The sequence below is a fragment of the Pseudomonas fortuita genome (assembly GCF_026898135.2).
GTDB lineage: Bacteria > Pseudomonadota > Gammaproteobacteria > Pseudomonadales > Pseudomonadaceae > Aquipseudomonas > Aquipseudomonas fortuita.
Genome location: NZ_CP114035.2, coordinates 3,136,093 through 3,157,585 on the forward strand (window position 1 = coordinate 3,136,093; position 21,493 = coordinate 3,157,585).

Annotated in this window: 20 protein-coding genes; 7 read left to right on the forward strand and 13 right to left on the reverse strand. The window is 57.7% G+C overall.

The genetic code is table 11. From position 1 onward, the window contains the following. Positions 1 to 17: 17 nt before the first annotated feature. Both OZ911_RS14380 and araD1 read right to left on the reverse strand, forming a co-directional pair. Positions 18 to 1,343, reverse strand: a complete 1,326-nt coding sequence (locus tag OZ911_RS14380) for an MFS transporter (RefSeq protein WP_173857465.1) — start codon at positions 1,341 to 1,343, stop codon at positions 18 to 20. Between the two features lie 64 nt (positions 1,344 to 1,407). Further along, the gene (araD1, locus tag OZ911_RS14385; RefSeq protein WP_023048122.1) at positions 1,408 to 2,406 is read right to left on the reverse strand and encodes an AraD1 family protein; all 999 of its coding nucleotides are present in this window, start codon (positions 2,404 to 2,406) and stop codon (positions 1,408 to 1,410) included. A 111-nt stretch (positions 2,407 to 2,517) separates the two neighbouring features. Here araD1 and OZ911_RS14390 point away from each other — a divergent pair, with 111 nt between their 5' ends. Then, complete coding sequence (locus tag OZ911_RS14390; RefSeq protein ID WP_024717886.1) at positions 2,518 to 3,465, forward strand: LysR family transcriptional regulator; 948 nt, start codon at positions 2,518 to 2,520, stop codon at positions 3,463 to 3,465. Positions 3,466 to 3,783: 318 nt separating this feature from the next. Here OZ911_RS14390 and OZ911_RS14395 read toward each other — a convergent pair whose 3' ends face one another. Next, positions 3,784 to 4,671, reverse strand: a complete 888-nt coding sequence (locus OZ911_RS14395; RefSeq protein ID WP_016486874.1) for a LysR family transcriptional regulator — start codon at positions 4,669 to 4,671, stop codon at positions 3,784 to 3,786. A gap of 140 nt (positions 4,672 to 4,811) precedes the next feature. On the opposite strand from OZ911_RS14395, the gene OZ911_RS14400 reads away from it, so the two are divergent. After that, a complete protein-coding gene (locus tag OZ911_RS14400; RefSeq protein ID WP_016486875.1) occupies positions 4,812 to 6,167 on the forward strand; it encodes an MFS transporter in 1,356 nt (451 codons plus the stop codon). 15 nt (positions 6,168 to 6,182) lie between these two features. After that, positions 6,183 to 6,659: a type II 3-dehydroquinate dehydratase gene (aroQ, locus tag OZ911_RS14405; RefSeq protein WP_016486876.1), complete on the forward strand. Its 477-nt coding sequence runs from the start codon at positions 6,183 to 6,185 to the stop codon at positions 6,657 to 6,659. Between the two features lie 81 nt (positions 6,660 to 6,740). Here aroQ and OZ911_RS14410 read toward each other — a convergent pair whose 3' ends face one another. From OZ911_RS14410 to OZ911_RS14430, 5 genes are all read right to left on the reverse strand, one after another. Continuing rightward, complete coding sequence (locus tag OZ911_RS14410) at positions 6,741 to 7,031, reverse strand: c-type cytochrome (RefSeq protein WP_080641040.1); 291 nt, start codon at positions 7,029 to 7,031, stop codon at positions 6,741 to 6,743. 21 nt (positions 7,032 to 7,052) lie between these two features. Next, on the reverse strand, positions 7,053 to 7,847 hold the full coding sequence (gloB, locus tag OZ911_RS14415) for a hydroxyacylglutathione hydrolase (protein WP_016486877.1): 795 nt from the start codon (positions 7,845 to 7,847) through the stop codon (positions 7,053 to 7,055). Then, positions 7,844 to 9,412, reverse strand: coding sequence for a GMC family oxidoreductase (locus OZ911_RS14420; protein ID WP_016486878.1), 1,569 nt, complete (start codon positions 9,410 to 9,412; stop codon positions 7,844 to 7,846). Before OZ911_RS14420 ends, gloB begins: the two co-directional genes overlap by 4 nt. Positions 9,413 to 9,422: 10 nt before the next feature. Further along, positions 9,423 to 9,983 carry a tat pathway signal sequence gene (locus OZ911_RS14425; RefSeq protein WP_016486879.1) on the reverse strand — a complete coding sequence of 187 codons (561 nt, stop codon included), beginning with the start codon at positions 9,981 to 9,983 and terminating at the stop codon, positions 9,423 to 9,425. Between the two features lie 120 nt (positions 9,984 to 10,103). After that, positions 10,104 to 10,496 (reverse strand): VOC family protein, encoded by a 393-nt coding sequence (locus OZ911_RS14430; protein WP_016486880.1) that lies wholly within the window; start codon positions 10,494 to 10,496, stop codon positions 10,104 to 10,106. Positions 10,497 to 10,703: 207 nt separating this feature from the next. Between OZ911_RS14430 and OZ911_RS14435 the strand changes: the two genes are divergently transcribed. Continuing rightward, positions 10,704 to 11,006, forward strand: coding sequence for a ribbon-helix-helix domain-containing protein (locus OZ911_RS14435; RefSeq protein WP_016486881.1), 303 nt, complete (start codon positions 10,704 to 10,706; stop codon positions 11,004 to 11,006). Positions 11,007 to 11,254: 248 nt separating this feature from the next. Beyond that, positions 11,255 to 12,325: a transketolase-like TK C-terminal-containing protein gene (locus OZ911_RS14440; RefSeq protein WP_023048124.1), complete on the forward strand. Its 1,071-nt coding sequence runs from the start codon at positions 11,255 to 11,257 to the stop codon at positions 12,323 to 12,325. Here OZ911_RS14440 and OZ911_RS14445 read toward each other — a convergent pair. Further along, entirely contained in the window at positions 12,322 to 12,774 is a 453-nt protein-coding gene (locus OZ911_RS14445; RefSeq protein WP_023048125.1) for a MarR family winged helix-turn-helix transcriptional regulator, read from the reverse strand. The two genes, OZ911_RS14440 and OZ911_RS14445, sit on opposite strands and share 4 nt — an antisense overlap. 126 nt (positions 12,775 to 12,900) lie before the next feature. Here OZ911_RS14445 and aceE point away from each other — a divergent pair, with 126 nt between their 5' ends. Continuing rightward, a complete protein-coding gene (aceE, locus tag OZ911_RS14450) occupies positions 12,901 to 15,570 on the forward strand; it encodes a pyruvate dehydrogenase (acetyl-transferring), homodimeric type (RefSeq protein WP_023048126.1) in 2,670 nt (889 codons plus the stop codon). A 139-nt stretch (positions 15,571 to 15,709) separates the two neighbouring features. Here aceE and OZ911_RS14455 read toward each other — a convergent pair whose 3' ends face one another. Then, positions 15,710 to 16,159: a GNAT family N-acetyltransferase gene (locus tag OZ911_RS14455; protein ID WP_016486885.1), complete on the reverse strand. Its 450-nt coding sequence runs from the start codon at positions 16,157 to 16,159 to the stop codon at positions 15,710 to 15,712. Between the two features lie 311 nt (positions 16,160 to 16,470). On the opposite strand from OZ911_RS14455, the gene rfaD reads away from it, so the two are divergent. Beyond that, positions 16,471 to 17,502: an ADP-glyceromanno-heptose 6-epimerase gene (gene rfaD / locus OZ911_RS14460; RefSeq protein WP_023048127.1), complete on the forward strand. Its 1,032-nt coding sequence runs from the start codon at positions 16,471 to 16,473 to the stop codon at positions 17,500 to 17,502. A 114-nt stretch (positions 17,503 to 17,616) separates the two neighbouring features. Here the strand turns inward: rfaD and OZ911_RS14465 are convergent, their stop codons facing one another. From OZ911_RS14465 to OZ911_RS14475, 3 genes are all read right to left on the reverse strand, one after another. After that, the gene (locus OZ911_RS14465) at positions 17,617 to 20,007 is read right to left on the reverse strand and encodes a TonB-dependent receptor (protein ID WP_070086407.1); all 2,391 of its coding nucleotides are present in this window, start codon (positions 20,005 to 20,007) and stop codon (positions 17,617 to 17,619) included. A 113-nt stretch (positions 20,008 to 20,120) separates the two neighbouring features. Further along, complete coding sequence (locus OZ911_RS14470) at positions 20,121 to 20,969, reverse strand: FecR family protein (protein ID WP_033731860.1); 849 nt, start codon at positions 20,967 to 20,969, stop codon at positions 20,121 to 20,123. Next, a complete protein-coding gene (locus OZ911_RS14475; protein ID WP_031312017.1) occupies positions 20,966 to 21,487 on the reverse strand; it encodes an RNA polymerase sigma factor in 522 nt (173 codons plus the stop codon). Before OZ911_RS14475 ends, OZ911_RS14470 begins: the two co-directional genes overlap by 4 nt. Positions 21,488 to 21,493: the final 6 nt, after the last annotated feature.

A 21,493-nucleotide genomic window follows, 5' to 3' on the forward strand; every position in this document is an offset into this window, starting at 1 on the left:
TCAATAGGGCGCGTGGCTCAGGCCAGCCCGCGCTCGCGGTAGTCGATCAGGCCAGAGAACAGCATCAGGCCGAAGGCCATGACCACGAAGAAGATCAGGGCCAGGAAATAGGAACCGGTGAACTGCACGATCAGGCCAATGAGGATCGGCACCAGTACGCCCACCATGTTGCCGCAGAAGTTCATGCTGCCGCCAAGTACGCCAGCTTTGGACTTGCCACCGAGGATCGCCGGCAGGCACCAGTACATGCCGCACCAGCGGATGAAGAACAGCGCCACGCACAGCAGGGCGATGACCAGGCCGGCATCCGGGGTATAGGCCACCAGCAGGATGCACAGGGCGGCGACCGCAGCAGAGCCGGCGAACATGCTGCGCATGACGGTATTCGGCTGGCCGCCTTTTGCTTTCCACTTGTCGGAGATCCAGCCGCCAATCAGTTCACCAATGAAACCACACATGAAGATCAGGAAAGTCGCACCGCCCATCGCCTTGATATCGAGGTTGTGGGCCTGGTGCAGGTAGCTGGGCATCCAGGTCAGCAGCCCGTAGAACACGCTGTTGTAGCAGGCATAGCCAGCAAACATGCACAGTACCGAACGGCTCTTGAGCAACGCCTTGAGCACCGCCTTGCGGTTGCCGTTGGCCTTGCTCGCGGCGTCGTTGGCCTGGGTGATGTAAGCCAGTTCAGCGGCGTTGACTTGCGGGTGCTCGCTGGGGTGGTTGCGGATGTACCACCAGGCCCAGATACCGGCAGCCACCGTGCCGACGCCAGCGACGATAAAGGCGATGCGCCAAGAATCGAACCAGGTGATCAGACCCGCGATGATAATTGCGCCGAATGCGGTGCCCAACGGCGCGCCGCCGTCGACCAGCGTGGCACCGCGGCCACGCTCGTTCGGCGTCAGCCAGGCGCCATTGAGCTTTGCGCCGGCGGGCATGATCGGCGACTCTGCCACGCCAAGGCCAATGCGCGTGACCAGCAAGGTGATCCAGTTGTGAGCAAACCCGCCCAAGGCCTGGAAGGCACCCCAGCCGATCGTCGCGACGCCAATGATATTGCGCACCTGGAAGCGGTCGAGTAGCACCCCGGCAGGAATCTGCATCAAGGCGTATGACCAGAAGAACGCGCTCAGGATCAAGCCTTCGAGCGCTGGAGTGAGCGCAAACTCGGCGGAAATCAACGGCAGTGCCACGGACAGCGAAGCGCGGTCGATGTAGTTGATCGCTGCCAGTAGCAGCAGGATCAGGAAGATGCGCCAGCGCACGGTGGTTGGCTTGGCGCTGTCGGTGTTGGCAGTCGCCAGGGCCGGTGCGGGGGCCGGAGGGTAGGGGCTGTTGTTCATGCTCATCTCACTTTTGTGATTGTTATGAAATGCTGCGGTGGCGCGGCCCTGCGCCACCGTCGGGTCAGAGCGTCTTCACCGCGCCGGGTGAGATGGCCGCAGGCGTCTCGCTGATGCCGTTTCGCAGTGGGGCGCCGAACTCCGCCAGGCTGATTTCGAACACATCGCCCTCAACGGCCTTGACCTGGTCGGCAAACGACAGCGTTGCAGTACCGAAGAAGTGGACGTGCACATCACCGGGGCGCAAAAACTGGCTGTACTTGAAATGGTGGTACTCGAGATTCTCCAACGAGTGGCACATGTTGTCCTCACCGCTGAGGAAATCCTTTTCCCAGATCACCTGGTCACCGCGCAGTATCCGGCTGGTGCCCTGCAGATGGCGTGGCAACTCGCCGACACGCAGTTCGGGGCCGAATGAGCAATTACGCAGCTTGGAATGTGCCAGGTACAGGTAGCTGCGCCGCTCCATCACGTGGTCGGAAAACTCGTTGCCGATGGCAAAGCCCAGCCGGTAGGGCAGGCCATCATCACCGATCACATACAGGCCAGCCAGTTCCGGTTCTTCACCAGCATCCTCGGCAAAGGCGGGGGGCTGCAAGGCTTGCCCTGGGCGGACGACGATCGAGCCATCGCCCTTGTAGAACCACTCTGGCTGCGCACCGGCGCTACCTGCGGGGGGACGGCCACCTTCAATGCCCCACTGGAACATGCGCGCGGTGTCGGTGAGCGCCGCCCCGTCATCGATTTTTTGTTGGTGCATCTTGTCGCGGGTGGAGGCACTGCCCAGGTGCGTGAGCCCGGTTCCGCTGATCAGACAGTGTGCCGGGTCTTCGTGGTCGAGCGGTGGAAGGACCCGGCATTCGTTCAAGGCATCGCTGTAGCGCTGGTCGGTGCTGTCCAGACCGCGTTCGAGCACTTCAGCGGCGAGGCTGCGCTGGTTGCGGATGGCAGCGAGGGCCAGTTCTCGCAGATGCGTGGTGTGGCGTACAACCTGAATCAGGTCGCCTTCCACTACGCCGACATGGCGCTGGGCGGGTGCAGTTTCAAATTGGATCAGGCGCATGCTGGCTCCGGTTTGTTGTTGTGGGGAAGCACTTGCCAGCCACTTTAAATTTCCATGGCATTGCTGCCTAATGAGAGCTGCGGACTGCCCGATAACTTTTAGTGATCCCCTATGCTGCCATCATTAAGCTCCATGGCTTCGCGCCTTCGTTTACGCCAACTGCGCCTTTTGATCAGCCTTGACGAACTGGGCTCGATACACAAAGCCGCAGAGGCGATGTCGATCACCCAGCCTGGCGCCACCAAGGCGCTTAATGAAATTGAGTCTACCCTTGGCGCAGTACTGTTCGAGCGGACCAGCAAAGGGCTCGAAGCCAATGACCTGGGCCGCTGTGTGGTGCGTTATGCGCGCTTGATTGGCAATGACCTTGCGCATCTGCGTGAAGAGATGCTGGGCATTCTCCAAGGACATGGGGGACGTTTGTCGGTGGGCACCATCATGGGCGCCGTGCCGATCATGGTGGAAGGCCTGGCACGTTTGCGCGAGAACCAACCGGACCTATCGGTATCGGTGGTAGAGGACACCAGTGACCGCTTGCTCAACCTGCTCGACCAAGGCCGTGTGGATGTGGTGATTTGCCGAACCAGCGTCAGCCCGAGACCTACAGCCTATGAAAGCCGCGTTAAACATCAGGAGCAGTTGGTGCTGGTGGCAAACCCGGCGCATCCGCTGGCAGCCTGCGCAGCGTTGACGCTTGAGCAATTGGCGCACTCGCGCTGGGTGGTGTTCCCGGTAAACATGCCCATGCGGCTTACCCTCGAGCGTGAGTTTCGCGAGGCCGGCTTGAGCTTTCCGCAGTACCCCATTGAAACCTCATCGACTTTCACGACGCTATCGATGCTTATGCAAGATCGCGATCTGCTCGCGGTGATGCCGTGGGATGTCGCCAGGATGGCCCTGGACCACGGCATGCTGGTGCGTTTGCCGCTGCAACTCAAGTCGCGCAGCGAGCCCTACGAGGTGGTGACACGGGTTGGTGTCGAGCTGAGCAAGCCTGCGCAGGTGCTCGTAGACATTTTGATGGACCAAACCCCTTCGAGTGCCCGCGAGGCCCAATGAGAGTCAGAGCTTCATTACACAGACCGGACAGTTTGGTGCAAGTCGATGAGAAATCGCGGACAAAAGAAAGCCCGCTGCTAGGCGTAATGCTGTTCACTTAGGGCTGCTGCGCAGCCCATCGCGGCACAAGGCCGCTCCTACCACGACCGCGTAAGCCAATATTCACGGGGCTCACGCGGATACTGTAGGAGCGGCCTTGTGCCGCGAAAGGGCCGCAGAGCGGCCCCGGCGATCTTAAGTGAACAGCATTACGCTGCTAGGTGGGCAAGGTCTATCACATGTAGGGATAGCGATTCGGCTCACTGGCTGCAGCCGCTGTCATTTCAGCCAATTTCCCGCCTCTTCTAAAAAGTGCATGACAGCTCGCGAGCGCTCGTCCACGCGTGTAATGAGCGACAATTCGCTCTGCATGTCTGGCTGTTTCAGCTGAAGCGTACGGATGCCCGGCATGCTCAGCTGCGTAAGGGTTTCCGGGAGGATGCTAATCCCGATGCCGGCGGCTATCAGGCCGGGAATACTCATCAGCGACGGTACGTACATGATGTTGGCGGGATGCAGCTGGTACTGCCGGCATAATTGCAAGATGTGCGAGGTGAGGCCGATCCCCGCCGGGTCTTCCAGAAAGATGAACTTCTCTTGCCGAAGGGATGCCAGATCGCCGTTGAAATCCCGCGCCAGCGCATGGTTGTCCGGGGTTAGAAGGACTAACCTGGAGAGGCTGAAACAGTGGGTGCGTAGTCGGTCGGGCAAATGGTCTTTGAAGATACGGGCAAAGCCGATATCGATTTTCCCTTCAAGCAATAAATCGAATTGGGCCTGAATCCGCGCATCCAGCAACGTTACCTTAACCTCGGGATAGGCGCCGAAGTAATGCCGCATCAGTTGAGGGAGGTTAGCTTCGAGCAACGCCGAGTGGTAACCGATCGTGATCTCTCCAATTTCCCCCCGCCTAGCCCGCCGAGCAGCGGCTACCGCCAGGTCACTGGAATAGAGCGCATCCTTGGCGTGGGGTAGGAACGCTGCGCCGGCAGCAGTCAGTTCCACCCCGCGGTTGGCACGTCGAAACAGCGCTACCCCCAATTCGCTCTCCAGGGTTTTGATCAGCTGACTCAGGGCCGGCTGGGCGATCTCAAGCTGCTCCGCGGCCTTGCTGAAATGCTGGAATGTTGCGGCGCAGACAAACGCACGTAGATGACGTAGCTCCATCAAAGCCCCTCTATAAGCTTACCTTATGGAAATCTCCAGAATTCGATAATTATTTTGCAGGCAAAAGCTTCTAAAGTCGACTCAGTACCAGCCCACACCCAGATCGGGCGTATCCCATAACAATAACGACTGAGACCCTCATGAAAACTACAGAGCCCTCTGTTGCAGACAGTCAGATGTCAAAAAAGGCGGTGACAGCCGCCACCATTGGTACAGCGTTGGAGTGGTTCGATTTCACCCTGTACGGTGCTGTTTCCGCGACCGTGCTACCGAAACTGTTCTTTCCCGCAATGGAGCCGACTTCAGGGCTGCTCGCTTCCTTGGCGACCTTCGGCGTAGGTCTGGCAGCGCGGCCATTAGGGGCGATCACATGTGGTTACCTCGGTGACAAACTCGGGCGCCGCAACCTCATGCTCGCGACAGTGACGCTGATGGGCTTGGCTTCGGTGTTGATGGGGCTGCTGCCGACCTACGCACAGGTGGGCATCTGGGCGCCCATCATGTTGGTGATTTTGCGAATCCTTCAGGGTTTTGCTTTGGGTGGGGAGTCCACGGGCGCCCAGCTGATGGCGTTGGAGCATGCACGGCCAGACCGACGTGGACGTTATTCTGGGTTTCTGGGCCTTTGTTCACCAATGAGCCAAATCTTGGCAAACGGCGCGTTGTTAGGGCTGGCGGGATTCCTGAGCGCAGAACAATTTGAGTCTTTCGGTTGGCGGATTCCCTTCCTCTTGAGCTTCGTGCTCGTGGTGGTGGCGATCTTCATTCGGCTCAAGGTCAGCGAGACACCAGCCTTTGTCGCTTTGAAGCAGGACGAAACACCCCACGTTGGAAGCCCTTTGAAAGATGTGCTGAGGATCCATTCTCGTACCATCTTGCGGCTGATGTTCTTTTTCTGCTCACCCGCTGCTCTGTTTTACCTGATCGTGATTTTCACACTCAGCTACCTGGTCAAGCAACTCGGTATGCCGCAGTCCATGGGGTTCATGTCCCTGATGGTGGCTAACGTCTGCGCGATTTTTGGCGCGCTGGCTGGCGGGTACCTCAGTGACCGGTGGGGACGCAAGAAAGCGCTCGCCTTCGGCTCATGCATGACCCTCGGGATTCTGCTGGTGTACTTCCCAATGCTGAACACGCAGCAACCCGCCATGATCATGGCCGCCATGGGACTGTTCCTTGGATTCACCCAGTTCCAGAGCGGGATCCAACCCGTTGCATTCGCCGAAGCATTCCCCACCAACGTGCGCTACACCGGCTCGGCCCTGGCTTATACCGGCGCCAACCTGCTGATTGGCGGCCCGATGCCTATCCTCGCCGTGTGGCTGATGAGTCAGACCGGCAATTCGCCATGGTTGCTCGTCGCGATATGCGCTGCGATCAACCTGGTGTCGCTTGCGATGATCCTGATAGGGCCAGAAACCCGCGGAATCGATCTCAGCAAGTCCGAACCAGCAGAGAACGTAACCTTCAGCAACTCCCCTCAATACCTCAAGTGAAAGCGGAGCCATACCATGAGTCGCGCAGTTTTTGTCCTGAATGGCCCCAACCTGAACATGTTGGGTCGCCGCGAGCCGGAAATTTACGGCACAACGACCCTGCAGCAGGTTCAGCAAAGCTGTGAGCAGCTTGCAAACGAGCTGGATCTGGTTTGCGAGTTTCGTCAAACGAACAGCGAAGCGGTGATGGTTGACTGGATCCAGGAGGCATTCGACAAGAACGCCGCAGTGATCATCAATCCGGCTGGCCTTTCGTTTAATTCAATCCCGGTGCTCGATGCGCTGAAATTGATCAAGGCGCCACTGGTGGAAGTCCACATTTCGAACATTCATGCCCGCGATGAGCTCCATCGACACTCGATCATGTCCACCGTGGCTAATGGCGTGATTGCAGGATTGGGGGTGGAGGGATATCTGCTGGCGCTTAGAGCAGTGTGTACACGGCTATCCGAACGATGGCCAACAAGCCTTGCTGCCTCGGCCTCGCGCTGAAATCAAGCGTGTGACTGAAGCGCAAGACATCCATAGGAGCTCTTGAAATAACCGTTGTTAAATCAGAGCTCCTTTCGGTCATCAGCGGGACATCCAGCCTATCGTAGCCGCGAGGTCTTCGTCGCTACAGTCACTGCAGAGTCCACGTGGTGGCATGACACTCAATCCATTCACTACGTTTTTGAGCAGTACGTCTTGCCCTTGAGCCAGGCGTGGTTGCCATGCAGCGACATCACCTTTCTTAGGCGCGTTGGGGAGTTGACCGTTGTGGCACATGGCGCAGGTTTTCGCGAATACGGCCTCAGGCTCTTGGCCTGCCTGGGCAGAAGCAATCATGAAGGCTGTAGCGGCAATCAGCAGTGTTTTTCTCATGGATGATCTTCTTCTTGTTGTTCAAAAATTGTCTTTCCACTTGCGCATGGCAGCAAAGCATTCTTCGGCGGTTGTGATGGCCAAGCCCGCTTGGCGTTGGACAACCTCAACGATCTTCGCTTCCCGCACACGGAGGAACGGGTTAATTGCGCGTTCAACGCTAATGTAGGTAGGCAAAGTGCACTGCCCGCGATTGCGGATTTCGCTGACCTCAGCCAAGCGCTCGGCGATTTGCTGATTGCCTGGGTCGACAGCCAAAGCAAAGGGCAGGTTGGAGAGGGTGTACTCATGTGCGCAGTACACCCGCGTCTGCTCTGGGAGCACGGCAAGGCGTTCGAGCGACGTCAGCATCTGCAGCGGCGTACCCTCGAAGAGGCGCCCACAGCCGGCGCTGAACAGCGTGTCCCCGCTAAACAGCACATCCTCATCAACCAGGTGATAGGCCAGGTGCCCGCAAGTATGGCCAGGCACCCCGATCACGCGAATGGTTCGCCCCAGTACCTGGATTGAATCACCGTCCTTCAGTGGCCGATCCCTGGCAGGGATCGGCTCGTTTGCAGGGCCATGCACGCGGAGATCGAACGCAGACTTCAGTTTCTCGACACCGCCCACATGGTCGCTATGATGGTGAGTGATCAGCACATCGGTGAGCGCCCAGCCGGGATGCTCAGCCAACCAGGCTTGAACTGGCCCGGCATCACCTGGATCTACAACCGCACAGGCCTGGTTTGAGTGATCGAGCAGAAGCCAGATGTAGTTGTCGGTAAACGCCGTGATTGCGCAAATCTCCAGGCGGTTGTCGGCGATGGTAGTCATGCCGCATGCGTCCTCAGAGCATCGGCAATGTACTCCGCCTGACGAATCGCCAGGCTGACGATCGTCAGGGTAGGGTTCTCGGCTGCGCTGGTGGTGAACTGACTGCCATCTGAAATGAACAGATTTGGAACTTCATGGCTTTGCCCGTATTTGTTGCAAACACCATCGGCTTCCTTGTGGCTCATACGACAAGTGCCCATGTTATGAGTCGAGGGGTAGGGTGGTACGCGGTGGGTCTTCAGTGCACCGACGGCCTCATAGACCGCGCTACCTTGCTGATAGGCGTGCTCGCGCATTGCAATATCGTTGGGGTGGTCGTCGTAGTGCACGTTGGCCACAGGAATGCCAAAGCGGTCTTTGACGTTATCGCTCAGGGTAATGCGATTGGATTCCCGGGGCATGTCCTCACCGACCAGCCACATGCCAGCCAGATGCGTGTAGTTGTCCATGACGCGGGTGAAGTCGCGTCCCCAGGCGCCGGGGTTGAAGAACGCAGCCATGAAGGAAGGGCCAAGCGAGATGGTTTCCATTTCGTAGCCTCCGACAAAGCCCCTGTCGGGATTGAAGTGCACCTCGTCACCGATCAGGCCGGCCATGATGGTGCCGCGATAGAAATGCACAGGGTCCTTGAACTCTGCGAACACAGATCCGGTGGTATGGCGCATGTAGTGTTTACCGACCATCCCGGAGCCGTTGCCAATACCATGAGGGAACAATGTGCTGGTCGAATTAAGCAGTAGGCGAGGGGTTTCAATGGCATTGCCTGCGACCGCAACAAGTCGCGCTTTTTGGCGTTGCAGACGCCCTTGCGCATCTGCGTAGACCACACCGGTGGCTCGCCCTTTTGCATCGTGCTCGATCTTTACTGCGTGCGCCTGCGTACGGAGCTCGAGCTTGCCTGTGGCCTCCGCTGCCGGGATCTCGGTGTACAGCGTTGACCACTTTGCCCCCATCTTGCAGCCCTGGAAGCAAAAGCCAAGTTGCATGCACTGAGCGCGTCCTGCGCGGGCACGGCTGTTGATCGCCATGTGGCCGGTACTGCACTTTTTGTAGCCAAGCTTGCGAGCACCGTTGTACATCACCTGAAAATTGTTGTTCCCCGGTAGCCCAGGAATGTCGTTGGTGCGCGTCACGCCCATCTTGTCTTCGGCCCTTGCATAGAAGGGCTCCAGATCAGCGAGCGTCAATGGCCAGTCGAGCAGGTTCGCATCCTTGATGTCGCCATAGGTCTGCCGCGCTCGGAATTCATGCTCCTGGAATCGAAGGCTGGCACCTGCCCAGTGAGTGGTAGTTCCACCCACCGTTTTGCAGATCCAGGCGGGGAGGTTCGGGAAGTCCTTGGCGATCTGCCAAGAGCCCGAGGTAGTACGGGTATCGCCCCAGGACAATTGCTCGAACGAGGGCCATTCGTCATTGATGAAAGTGGCAGAGGACTGGCGCTGGCCAGCCTCCAGCAGGACGACTGGAATACCCTTCTGGCACAGTTCATTGGCCAGTGTTCCACCACCCGCACCAGAGCCGATGATCACCACTACCGAGTCATCGTCGAAATTGAATGTGGTCATGTACGCATCCTCAGGAAAAGGCGGATGGGCTGGCTTCGGTAGGGGCGGCAGGTAGCCACTTCAAGTCGTTGAAGCCGCGCATCAGGTAACCGCCTTTGGGGAAAGAGGCACCTTCGTAGCCGAAGTGCTGGTAGGCGAGTTCGTTGCTGTACAGGGCATTGACCGAGACTGACCTGACCAAAGTGAAAAACGGGGTGGTCTGGATGGACTCGAGCACGGCCAATTGGCGCGGCTCATCCAGATTCAGCCAGGCGCCATCAGCTGACTTGTCCAGCTCGTTCAGACCTTGTTCAAGCAGGGGAAGAATGGATGGGTCTGTCACGGCGCGGTCGTCCAAGGCTTTGATCGCAAAGGCGTACACAGCGTCTTCCATCTGATCGTGAGGGTAGATCCGGCGCACTATAACCATCAGTCGTGCGGCTTGATCGTTGTTCAGCATTTTCATCTCAAGCGCCCAGGTTGTACTGGGGGCGAGCAGGGCGATGGGGCCGGAGGTGAAAAGCAACGTGCCCAAGAGAATTCCGCCGCTGCCTTTCAGAAAGCTACGGCGGCTGGCTTGTATATCCTGCATGCTGTTCTCCTTGTTGTTTTTATTAGGAGCCTGACATCACGGGTGCTGCTTTGTTGGGGATTGGCGTTTGCCGCGCAATATTGATAGACGACGCCCAGGCGTCTGATGCGTGTGGCTGCGTTACTGATAGTGGCCGGCGCGCTGCAACACCTCGATCTTGTAGCCATCCGGGTCCTGGATGAAGAAGAAGCGAGCGAGCAGCGCTTCACCACGCTTGAATTCCTTGATGGCGGCAGGAGAGAGCCCCATTTCGCTCAAGCGAGCGTGATGGTGATCGAGATCTTCTACTGCGAAGGCGACATGGCCATACCCACTGCCGTGGGTGTAGCCGTCTTGGCCCTTGTTCCAGGTCAGTTCGATTTCGGCGCCGCTTTGCCGGTCGCGTAGGTAGACGAGCGAGAAGTCGTCGAACTCAAGGCGGTGGGATTCCTGCAGGTCGAATGCTTGTCCGTAGAAACGCATGGAGGCATCCAGGTCACCTACACGGATCATGGTGTGAAGGAATTTCGGCATGATCAGGCTTTCCTGTGGTGTTGTTATGCACTCAGGATGGCAGTATGAGAAATTGATGGGTAATAAGTGGCTATTACGTGCGCCCCAAAAGCACAATGGACATGTGTAATAGCGGTGTATTACCCATATGCTGCTTTGGGGCGGTACCTTCAGGCGTGGGCGTATGCCCTCGACGTGACTTAGCCAGGTAAAGCCAGCGGAGGCACCATGTGTGAGCTGTATGTGAAGGCAGACCCGATCCTTTATGAATCGCGCTCGCGCTCCTTGCGCATCCGGGGCGTGGTCACCACCCTGCGTCTGGAAAACCAGTTCTGGGACATCCTGACCGAGATTGCTGCAGCGGACAGTGTCAGCACCAATCAGCTCATCGCCAAGCTGTACGAGGAGGTCATGGACTACCGCGGAGAAGTGGTGAATTTTGCCTCGTTCCTGAGGGTAAGCTGCACCCGCTACCTCAGCCAAAGGCAGGTGACCAATAGGGTGGTGCCACTTTCAATCGCAGCGGGGTAAGCCTGTTGCCCTGTGGAGCTGTGCTGCCATGTTTCCATCGCCGGTAACCGAATGGCCACAGCACATAAACTGATATTGAAATCGGTAGGCTGATCTACCTATCCGCAACGGCGTCTTCGGGCGCCGTTTTCTTCGCCCTCATTCTTGGTTCCTCAATTCAGGCCTAGCTCATAGGATCCATCCTTTCTGGTTGCATTTGCAACTAGCTTGGATTATCCCTATTGCACACCGCATGAGGAGTTTCATGGATGGACAACCTTCGCTTACAGCGTACCCCTGACACCATATCGGCCGCACAGGCCTGCATTCGCCACATCGAACGAGGCTACAGAGAAAGGGAAGGGGCGCCGGGCTCACCCCTGGGAACTGCTGTCGATATTCTCAAGCGACTTGAGACCGGCTCCAGCACCCGCGGGCAGTTTGGTTTGATCAATGATCGGATAAGCGAGCAGTTGAGCACCACGGCGATCAGCGCCTGGCCCCTTTGGTTTAGCGAGCAGTCACGTGCCGCCGAGCGCCCGCTGTTTTACATGACTCAGTCACCGACATCCGCCCAAATGTCGATGCTAACCGCCCAGGTTGCTGAGCGAGGCATCATCCTCAACGACATCGAGTCTTCGCAGTCCCGTTGGGCGAAAGGAGCGCATCCCTGGTTACCCTTGTGGTTGGCATCCAATCGCCGATGCATACCTTTCGACCCCGCGTGTGGAGATGAAGTCAAAGCTATTTGTATTGGGGCGTTGCAAGCGTTGTACGTGGAAGGAGCTCCTGGTTTTTGCTACATGACTTTGCATGACGAACCAGGGGAAGGGCGGGTATGTGATCGCTCGCAGGCTTACCTGGGAATGTATCGTTTGTCTGAGGGTGTCGACGAAGAAGTATCTGTTCGGCTGCTAGGTGCTGGGTCGATGCTTAGCGAGGTATGTGCAGCCGCCGAGCTGCTGCGAGCGGAGTGGGGGATCAAAGCCGAGGTATGGAGTTGCCCGAGCTATACCAGACTTGCCCGGGACGCAGAAAGGCGAGCTCGTCTTCAACGGTTGCGTAGAGAAGAGAACCTGCCCAACTGCCATCTTCAACTCTGTCTTGGCACGGCAGACACGCCTGTCATCGCGGTGACGGGGTACGATGAATTCGTGGCTGCGCAACTTGCTGCACATGTCACTGCGCCGTTCACGGCTTTGGGTGCGGATAGTCTGGAGCCTAGCCAACGCCTCAATCGTCATTGGGTAGTGTTGACCGCACTGCGCGCCTTGGTTCGCCGGGGCGTCGCCGACAGTTCTTGGGTAAGCGGGGCAGTCAGGCGTTACCGACTGGACTAATTAGCACGCCTGTTAGTGCGGGCGCTACGGCTCGCACTTTCCAGGGCTAGCGCAAACGACCTCTGTTGCTCATCACTGAACTCCGCCAGAAAAAGCTCCTCGACGGACTGTTTGTAAACCGTCCACATCCGCTTGCGAAGATCGCGACCGCTGTCGGTGATGCGAGCGATCGCACCTCGGCCGTCATCTGCCGCTTTTTTCCGCACTACCAGTCCATCCTTTTCCAGGCGATCAACCAGGCGGGTAAGGTTGTAACGCTCGATGGCCATCACGTCGGCCAGTTCATGCATGCGACGGGCACCATCCTCCCCACTTTCGATTCCCCACAGCGCGTCGTACCAGGCATAGGGCGGCAGGTTCTCTTCAGCCAGGCGACGTTCGATTTCCCGGATGAGGCAGCGATGCGCACGAATGAAGTTGTACCAGAGGTCTGGCGTGGGGGTGGTCATGACGTCTCCAGAACGAGGTTGTTATTGCAGTTGCAATCATAGCTCGATTGACGATAGATTCAATTGCAAATGCAACAAGGTGCTGGTTGAACAACGACCAGCCGAGCCACACAAGGAGAGTTATCGATGGCGCACAGCTACCCGCTTCGCGATGAAGATCCACAAGAGACCCGCGAATGGATTGACTCGATTGCTTCGGTCGTTGAAGTGGAGGGGCGGCCCCGGGCGCACTTCCTGATCGACCAGCTTCTCGACTTTGACGTTTCTGTACACGGAGATTTCCATGGTCGAGTGACCACGCCTTACGTGAATAGCATTGCACCGGAGCGCGAGTTGCCCTACCCGGGAGATCTCGACATTGAGAAGCGCCTCAATGCCTATATCCGCTGGAACGCACTCACCATGGTACTCCGCGCAGGCAAGCATTCAGGCGTGGGTGGGCACATCGCGACCTATGCCTCGGCGGCGGTACTCTATGACGTTGGCTTTGACCATTTCTTCCGAGGGCGTACCGAGCGCTTCGCGGGCGATATGGTATACATCCAGGGGCATTCGGCGCCCGGCATTTATGGCCGTGCTTACACCGAGGGCCGGCTGACCGAAGAACAGCTGGACAACTTCCGTCGTGAAACTGATCGTGACGGCGTCTCTTCTTACCCTCATCCGCGCCTGATGCCAGAGTTCTGGCAGTTCCCCACGGTCTCTATGGGCCTGGGGCCCATTACGGCCGCCTATCAGGCGCGCTTTATGCGATACCTTGAAAACCGTGGACTGAAGGAACATCAGGGCCGTAAAGTCTGGGCGTTCCTGGGCGATGGCGAGATGGATCAACCCGAATCGCTGGCGGCGATCTCCCTGGCCGGGCGGGAGAAGCTCGACAACATTATCTTCGTGGTCAACTGCAACCTGCAGCGTCTGGATGGGCCTGTTCGCGGTAACGGAAAGGTGATCCAGGAGTTTGAGAGCCTTTATCGCGCCGCTGGATGGAACGTCATCAAGGTGATCTGGGGAAGTGGCTGGGACGCCTTGCTGGCCAAGGACAAGACCGGGCTGCTTCGTCAGCGCATGATGGAGTGCGTCGACGGTGAGTATCAGACCTACAAGTCCCAGAACGGTGCTTATGTGCGTGAGCACTTTTTCGGCAAGTACCCGGAGCTGCTGGACCTGGTCAGCGACATCAGCGACGAGCAGATCTGGAAGCTTGCACGTGGTGGCCATGATCCAGTCAAGGTCTATAACGCTTACGCAGCAGCAACCCGCCAAAAGGGTCGTCCCACTGTCATCCTGGCCAAAACGGTCAAAGGCTTCGGGATGGGTGAAGCGGGTGAAGGGCAGAACATCAATCACCAACTCAAGAAGATGGGCGCAGAGGCAGTCAAAGCCTTCAGTGATCGCTTCGGCCTGGCGTTGAGTGACGATCAGCTCGGCGAGTTGCCCTACTTGCGGCCCGACGAAGCAAGTGCGGAAGCGCGGTATCTGAAAGGGCGCCGCGAAAGTTTGGGTGGTTATGTTCCGGCTCGTTATGCACAGGTTGAGTCGTTGCAGATTCCGCCGCTGTCCGCATTAGAAGGACAGCTCAAAGGCACCGGCGACCGTTCCATTTCAACGACCATGGCGTTCGTGCGGATCCTCAGCACGCTGCTGAAAGATCCGAACATCGGCAAGCTGGTCGTCCCCATCGTGCCCGACGAATCACGCACCTTCGGTATGGAGAGTCTGTTCCGGCAGATTGGTATCCACTCTCATGTCGGTCAGCTCTACATACCTCAGGATGCCGGCACGTTGTCCTACTACAAGGAGAGTGCGGACGGGCAGATCATGCAGGAGGGCTTGAACGAATCCGGTGCCACTTCATCCTGGATAGCGGCTAGTACCTCGTACGCCAACCACGGTGTGATGACCCTACCGTTCTATATCTTCTACTCGATGTTCGGCTTCCAGCGCGTGGGCGACTTGCTGTGGGCGGCCGGCGATGCCCGTGCACGAGGTTTCTTGCTTGGTGCAACTTCAGGGCGCACCACGCTGATGGGCGAGGGCCTTCAACACGACGATGGCCACAGCCATGTGATGTCGGCTACTGTGCCGTGCTGTATTTCCTACGACCCGACATACGCCTACGAGCTGGCTGTGATCGTGCATGACGGCATGCGCCGCATGTATGTCGAGCAGGAAGACATCTATTACTACATCACCGTACTCAACGAGAACTACCCTCATCCCGACATGCCGGAAGGTGTGGAGGAGGGGATTCTCAAAGGGCTGTATCGACTGCCACTTGAGCGAGAGGTCAAGAAGGATCTGCATGTCCAGCTCATGGGCAGCGGTGCTCTCTTGCCGGAGGTCATCGCCGCTGCGCAGATCCTGGAGCGTGATTATGGCGTGAGCAGCGAAGTCTGGAGTGCCACCAGCCTGACCGAAGTGCGTCGTGAGGCACAGCAGGTTGAGCGTTGGAATCTTCTGCACCCCATGGAAGATCCGAAAGTTCCTTACCTGACCCAATTGCTGGACGGTCACGCTGGGCCGGTAGTGGTCTCCACCGACTATATGAAAATCCACGCCGACCAAATCCGCCCCTGGGTCGGAAATCGCCGCTTCGTCGCACTGGGCACCGATGGCTTCGGACAATCAGATACCCGCGAGGCGCTGCGTCGACATTTTGAAGTTGATCGGCAGTTCGTCGCGTTGGCTGCATTGAAGGCCCTGGCCGACGACGGTGTGCTTGGTCGTGATGTCGTGGCTAAAGCGCTAGCTGAGATGCAGATTGATGGTGAGAAGGTAGATCCAATCAGCGTCTGACCCGAGCGGACAAGGAGGTGATTGGCATCAGCTCCTTGTCTAGTTTTTTAACGAAGATGTGATAGCGAATTGAGTGGAAAGCCCCAAAGCCCCGTATTTCCTAGGCAAAACCGAAACGGTTAAATAGCCTTGGCTAATCCTACAGCCGCTTCTCCATTATGATGGTGCGCTCCGCCACATGAAACGCGTCGCGGATTTTCTGATAACCCAACGCGGTATAAAACTTTTCAGCTGTAATCGACGATGGCACACGTACAGCTTCAATTCCGGCGCTGGCAGCGGTTGTATGAATTACATCCATCAAGTGCCGCCCGATACCGCCTTTCTGGTGAGCTGGGTCAACAAAAACACTTCTGACGACATCACCGTCGAGACCGGCAGTGCCAATAATGTTTTCGCCCAATAAGGCAACGAAGACCCTACGCTTCGTAAGCTGCGTGGTGATGGCTTCAGGAGAAAAGCTCTGCTCAACCTGAGCGATCACGTCAAGTGCATAGTCCTTTGAATTTGACTCACGCAGGGCGGCTATAACTACGCGGCTTATTGCTGCGGCATCTCTGCTCGTAGCGGGACGAACGTGGCATTCCATGCTGAGGCCTCAATCCTGAAATGGATTACAGCTTAGCGCATCGCAATGTGCCTTTCCCGGACGCTTACTGATAAAGGCTTGCTGCACCGTTAGTGGAGCAATAAGGCACACGCATCAATGAGGTATGAGTGATTTAACATAATATGCATTATCCGAACATCCGTATTTCGTCACTGCGCCGTGAGTGCCCAGATGTTGAGCTGCACAAATCCCTGATTCATCGAAACCGGTCCTTCCGTTGATCCAGGTTAAGGTTGGTTCAAGTCGCCTTGGTTAAAATGCGGGCTCCGCACCCTCACGGGGAATCTGGCATGACCATCATCGTAACCGGTGCTGCAGGATTCATCGGCAGCAATCTCGTTCAAGCGCTCAACCAGCGCAACGAAACCGACATCATCGCCGTCGACGACCTGACCGATGGCGACAAATTCCGTAACCTGGCCGACAGTGAAATTGCCGATTACCTGGACAAAGACGATTTTCTCGATCGCTTTGCTCGCGGTGAGTTTGGCAAGGTGCGTGCTGTGCTGCACCAAGGCGCGTGTTCAAGCACCGTCGAGGCTGATGGTCGTTTCATGATGGACAACAACTACCGGTTCAGCCGTGAGTTGCTGGCGTCTGCTCAGCAGCAACAGGTCCCGCTTTTATATGCATCATCGGCAGCTGTCTATGGCGCCGGGCAGGATTTTCGCGAACAACGTGAGTGTGAGCGCCCGCTAAACGTCTATGGCTATTCCAAGTACCTGTTCGATCAACAGGTACGCCGGCATTTGATGACAGCGCGCAGCCAGGTCGTCGGGTTGCGTTATTTCAACGTGTACGGCCCACATGAACAGCACAAAGGTGCGATGGCGTCAGTCGCCCTGCATTGCTTCAATCAGTATCAGTCCCATGGAAAAGTCAGCCTGTTCGGCAGTTATGGGGACTATCCCAGCGGTGGCCATCTGCGTGATTTCGTTGCGGTGGATGATGTGGTCAAGGTCAACATGTTCTTCCTTGATCACCCACAGTTGAGCGGTATCTTCAATGTCGGTAGCGGGCGCGCCCAGTCGTTTAATGACGTCGCCCTGACGGTGATCAATCGGCTGCGCGGGTACCAGCATCAACCCCCATTGTCCTTGGAGATCGCCTTGCTGGAAGGCATTCTGGAATACGGCGAATTCCCTGAGCATTTGCGTGGCAAGTACCAGTGTTACACCTGTGCCGATCTGGAACGCTTGCGCGCTGCAGGCTACGAGGCGGCGACATTGACCGTCGAACAAGGTGTGGGCCTTTACTGTGACAGGTTGCAAGGCACTCAGGCCCCGGCACTTGACCTAGCCAGGCAGGCGACGGCTACTTGATGCGCCCTTTTATTCACCTCGCCACCTGCCTCTTTGGTTGCTTCTGAATATAACTACGCTAAATGTTCATTTAGTTTAGTTATATTCAGACCGTGCTGAACATGGCCTGCAAGATCACCATCGGTGGGTATAACTCGCTGTGATTACGGCACCGGGCGCTGGCAAGTGGCTGGTATTGTTGCTGTTCCGCATCAGCTGGCTATAGAGCGGATAATAGTACCGATTGAACAGGTTCTGTACGCCTACGCTGATCTGATCCCCTTCACTCAGTTGGTACTGGCTGATGACGTCCACCGTGGTGTAAACCTCCACCCTGCGTCTGCCAAAACTCTCTACGCCATTGAGGCGGTAGTCCTCTGCGCCAAAGTAAGTCGCCTGCACGCGGTGGGTCCAGTCTTCGTCAGGTTTGTATTGAAGATAAGCCGTCAGCTTCAGCGGTGGAATACGGTAGCCCGTCATGTCTTGCCAATCGCCTCCGTCCGGTTGCTCGCGCCCTTTCATCCAGGTGAAGCTCCCCCCTGCCCCCCAATGCTCGTGGCGGGTCAGCCAGTCGGCACTGCCCTCAACACCGTAGATCCGTTCCTGGGTGCGCGTGAGGATCAGGCCATTGTTGAAGCTTTGCACATCCCCCAATTTGGAAGTGGTATAGAAAATGGCCAGCGATGCCAGGGTCTGCTCGCCCAGGTCGCCGCGCCAGCCGAGTTCGTAGTTGTTGGTCTTGACCGGTTCCAGATTGGAAGATCCGACCTCGAAGTCCCGCCGCGCATTACGCAATTGCACGCCAATGTCGGGCAGTTGGAAGCCTTGGCTGAAGGCGGCATATATCGCCTGTCCGCTGACCGGCGAGTAAGTCAGGCTGATATTGGAAAGCAGCGCATCGTAATGCACCTTGCCGCCTTCCACCGTGGCTGGGCTCGCTGCAGTCGATTCGGACAGCGGCACGAAGTCCCCGTATTTAGCAGTGGCATATTCATAACGCACGCCGCCCTCCATTGACCACTGCTCGGTGAAGCGGTGCTGCAACTGTGCAAATGCGCCTACGCTGCGGGACGTCAGGTCTGGCATGTACGTCAACTTGCCGATCTTGTTGAACACCGCCCCACCGCTCGCATCGAATTCCTGCGGGTCGAAGATATCGATGGGCATGTCGCTGCGCTCCTGGTTGAAGTCGCCACCCCATAACACCTCGGTATCCGAGCCGCCTAACGGGGTTCGCAGCGTGATGCGGCTACCAAAGACTTCACTGTTTTGCATGACTTGATCGACATTGCGCCCGCGGGTGGCCACGCCTCGCGCATCGAATGGTGTGAAGCGGGTGAAATAGTCGCGATAGTAAAGCTGGGTGTCGAGTGTGCCTCCGAGCACCTCTGTGTGGGCATACTGAAGATTCACTAATGTGTTCTTGATCTGGTTTTGCTCGTCGAGTGACAACCCGGACAACGGTTGCGCAGGGACTGAACCCGGCGGCAACCGGCTGACCGAGGGGTCGGCGGTATAGTCACTGTCCTGCTCGGCGGTGTAGTGGCTAAGCGAAAGCTGAACGCGCTGTTGCTCATCAATGCGCCAGCCGAATTTGCCGCCAATGTTGTAAGTGTTGGAATCAAACAGGTCGCCTTGGCTCGGCTCGGGCGCAATACGATGCCCTTTGGCGTCGTAAGAGGCGCCGATATGGCGTGCACCGAAATCAAGCGCGTAATCCAAGGCCCCTTGTGAGCCGGCAACATGGTGCTGTAACTGCCCTCCCAGGCCATCGCTGTCCATCTGGCTCAAGGGCGACACGCCGGTCAACGTAGTTTCGGCCATTGCTTCACCGCCGGCTGGCCGCGTGGTGATAGAGATGATCCCGCCCGTTGCACCGGCGCCGTAGATAGCACTGCTGCCGCGAATCACCTCGATGCGCTCGATCAATGCCGGGTCGATGTTGGCCAGGTTACGCGAGGAGTCACGGTTGGTGTTCAGGGGCACGCCATCGACCAGGACCAGCATCGTACGTCCACGCAGGGTTTGCCCATAATCGGTGATGGTTCGGCTTGAATCGGCCATCCCCGGGATGCTCTTGGCCAGTAACGTCGCCAAACCATCAGAGCCTTGGCGCAGTTGCTTCAGTTGCTCTCGCTCGATGACATTTACCTGGCGAGCCTGCGCTACCACGTTGCTGGAAAGCCGAGAGGACGTGATCTCCACGTTGGCCAGCTCCACCGTACTGCTGGTTGAAGCCAGCCCCCTGCCCATCATGGCATCGTTTGGCGGCACAACAATGAAGGTACGCTCGTCACGCGCCTTGCCGACCAGCCCGCTGTGCTCAAGCACATGCTCCAGCGCCTGCTCCAGTGTGTAACGCCCTTGCAGCGCCGGCGCCTGCTTCCCCGCAGTCAGTTCACTGGAAAACAGCACCTGGGCGCCCGCCTGGCGAGCCACGGCATTCAATGAGCGCTCCAGTGTTGATGCGGGAACATTGAATTCAACCACCACCAACGCTTGTGCGTGCGACCATTGGCTGGCCATCAGGGTGCTGGTCAAGACCGATACGTGCCAAGGTGCACGCAGGAAGAGCTGACTCACTTTTATTCTCCAAGAGATGGGTACAAAGTGATAGCCGCCTCCCAGCGGTCGCAACCCTACCTCGTTGGCGAATTATTTTTTGCCCCTTTGGGGTGAATGCGCAGGTTTGCGCCTTCCCTGGTGACCTTTACCGGAAGAATTTCAGGCAGCAGCGCCAGCAAGGTTTCGGCTTGGTCGCTGTTGAAAACACCTGAAACCGGCAAGCGCCCTACTTCAGGCCCCACCAGCTCGACCGGCTGGGCGTAGTAACGTTGCAGTGCGGCAACGACCTCAACCAGTGGTGTGCCTTCGAACACCCATCGGCTTTGCTGCCATGCAATCGCGTCTTCGACACTGCTCTTGACCACGTCAGCGGGGATGCCGTTGTGGACGAGCAACTGCTGCCCGGCCAGCAGCTGCGAGGTACGGTCCAAGGCCCGCCCTTTGACTTCCACCTGGCCTTGGGCAACAGTCACCCGGACATCATCCGAGTATCTATTGACGTTGAATCGGGTGCCGACCACACGTATAGCGGCAGTGCCTGCATCGACCAGAAACGGCCGATACAGCATGGGCGAAACGGCGAACAGTGCCTGGCCCCGTACCAACTCAATGTTCCGACTACGCAAATGCCAGCTCACGCGCACCTCGCTGCCACCGTCCAGCTTGATCTGGCTGCCATCGGCCAACTGCACCGACTGGCGTTGCCCCACCTGGGTGACATAGTGCTCGTTGCGGTACGCAGGGTTCTGCCACACAGCACCTGCCACCAGGGCCAACACCAGCAACGAGACTGCCTTGGTGCTTTTGCGAGGCTTTCTGGCAGGTGGCGGGCTGGGTAGAGGGAAACGCAGCTTCAAGTCCTCGCGACACGTGGCCAGCGCATCATCGACTGCGGCATCGTTTTTATCGCGTAGACGGCTCACGGTGCCCCCTCGCTTTGCAGATATTCACGGCAAGCGATCATACCAAGGCGCAAATGCTTTTCTACCGTTTTCAGGGAAATGCCCAGGCGCTCTGCGACCTCGGCCTGCGGTATCTGGTGCAACTTGTGCATGATGAATACTGCCTGGCAGCGAGGAGGCAATCGGGAAATGGCGGCAACCAGTTTGTCCAGTGTCTTCGCGGCATCGACCTGGCGCTCCTGTGGTGGTGCACTGCAGGCGACTTCAGGCAGCTCGGCCAGTGTGATGATCACGTTGCCCCGCCGGCGCTCGCGACGACAATGCGAAACCGCATTGTCATGGGCGATCTTGCATAACAGCGCCAAGGGCTGCCGCACCCCTTCTCGCTCGTCATCCTCCAGCAACTGCACGCAAAGGTCATGAACGACTTCACGCGCGAAGACCCGTTCACCGAAGCGCCGGCGCACATGGTCGACCAAGTCGTCGTAATGACGGATCAAGGTGGCGAGCAATGATGGCTTTGGAGGATCTGCCTGCACGATAGC

What these genes read in the sequence shown, in the direction of transcription:
- OZ911_RS14455 (WP_016486885.1), bottom strand. Translation starts at nt 16,159, where the DNA reads ATGGAATGCCACGTTCGTCCCGCTACGAGCAGAGATGCCGCAGCAATA.
- OZ911_RS14425 (WP_016486879.1), bottom strand. Translation starts at nt 9,983, where the DNA reads ATGCAGGATATACAAGCCAGCCGCCGTAGCTTTCTGAAAGGCAGCGGC.
- OZ911_RS14420 (WP_016486878.1), bottom strand. Translation starts at nt 9,412, where the DNA reads ATGACCACATTCAATTTCGACGATGACTCGGTAGTGGTGATCATCGGC.
- aroQ (WP_016486876.1), top strand. Translation starts at nt 6,183, where the DNA reads ATGAGTCGCGCAGTTTTTGTCCTGAATGGCCCCAACCTGAACATGTTG.
- rfaD (WP_023048127.1), top strand. Translation starts at nt 16,471, where the DNA reads ATGACCATCATCGTAACCGGTGCTGCAGGATTCATCGGCAGCAATCTC.
- aceE (WP_023048126.1), top strand. Translation starts at nt 12,901, where the DNA reads ATGGCGCACAGCTACCCGCTTCGCGATGAAGATCCACAAGAGACCCGC.
- OZ911_RS14440 (WP_023048124.1), top strand. Translation starts at nt 11,255, where the DNA reads ATGGACAACCTTCGCTTACAGCGTACCCCTGACACCATATCGGCCGCA.
- OZ911_RS14445 (WP_023048125.1), bottom strand. Translation starts at nt 12,774, where the DNA reads ATGACCACCCCCACGCCAGACCTCTGGTACAACTTCATTCGTGCGCAT.
- OZ911_RS14430 (WP_016486880.1), bottom strand. Translation starts at nt 10,496, where the DNA reads ATGCCGAAATTCCTTCACACCATGATCCGTGTAGGTGACCTGGATGCC.
- OZ911_RS14395 (WP_016486874.1), bottom strand. Translation starts at nt 4,671, where the DNA reads ATGGAGCTACGTCATCTACGTGCGTTTGTCTGCGCCGCAACATTCCAG.
- gloB (WP_016486877.1), bottom strand. Translation starts at nt 7,847, where the DNA reads ATGACTACCATCGCCGACAACCGCCTGGAGATTTGCGCAATCACGGCG.
- OZ911_RS14400 (WP_016486875.1), top strand. Translation starts at nt 4,812, where the DNA reads ATGAAAACTACAGAGCCCTCTGTTGCAGACAGTCAGATGTCAAAAAAG.
- OZ911_RS14410 (WP_080641040.1), bottom strand. Translation starts at nt 7,031, where the DNA reads ATGAGAAAAACACTGCTGATTGCCGCTACAGCCTTCATGATTGCTTCT.
- araD1 (WP_023048122.1), bottom strand. Translation starts at nt 2,406, where the DNA reads ATGCGCCTGATCCAATTTGAAACTGCACCCGCCCAGCGCCATGTCGGC.
- OZ911_RS14390 (WP_024717886.1), top strand. Translation starts at nt 2,518, where the DNA reads ATGCTGCCATCATTAAGCTCCATGGCTTCGCGCCTTCGTTTACGCCAA.
- OZ911_RS14465 (WP_070086407.1), bottom strand. Translation starts at nt 20,007, where the DNA reads ATGGCCAGCCAATGGTCGCACGCACAAGCGTTGGTGGTGGTTGAATTC.
- OZ911_RS14380 (WP_173857465.1), bottom strand. Translation starts at nt 1,343, where the DNA reads ATGAACAACAGCCCCTACCCTCCGGCCCCCGCACCGGCCCTGGCGACT.
- OZ911_RS14435 (WP_016486881.1), top strand. Translation starts at nt 10,704, where the DNA reads ATGTGTGAGCTGTATGTGAAGGCAGACCCGATCCTTTATGAATCGCGC.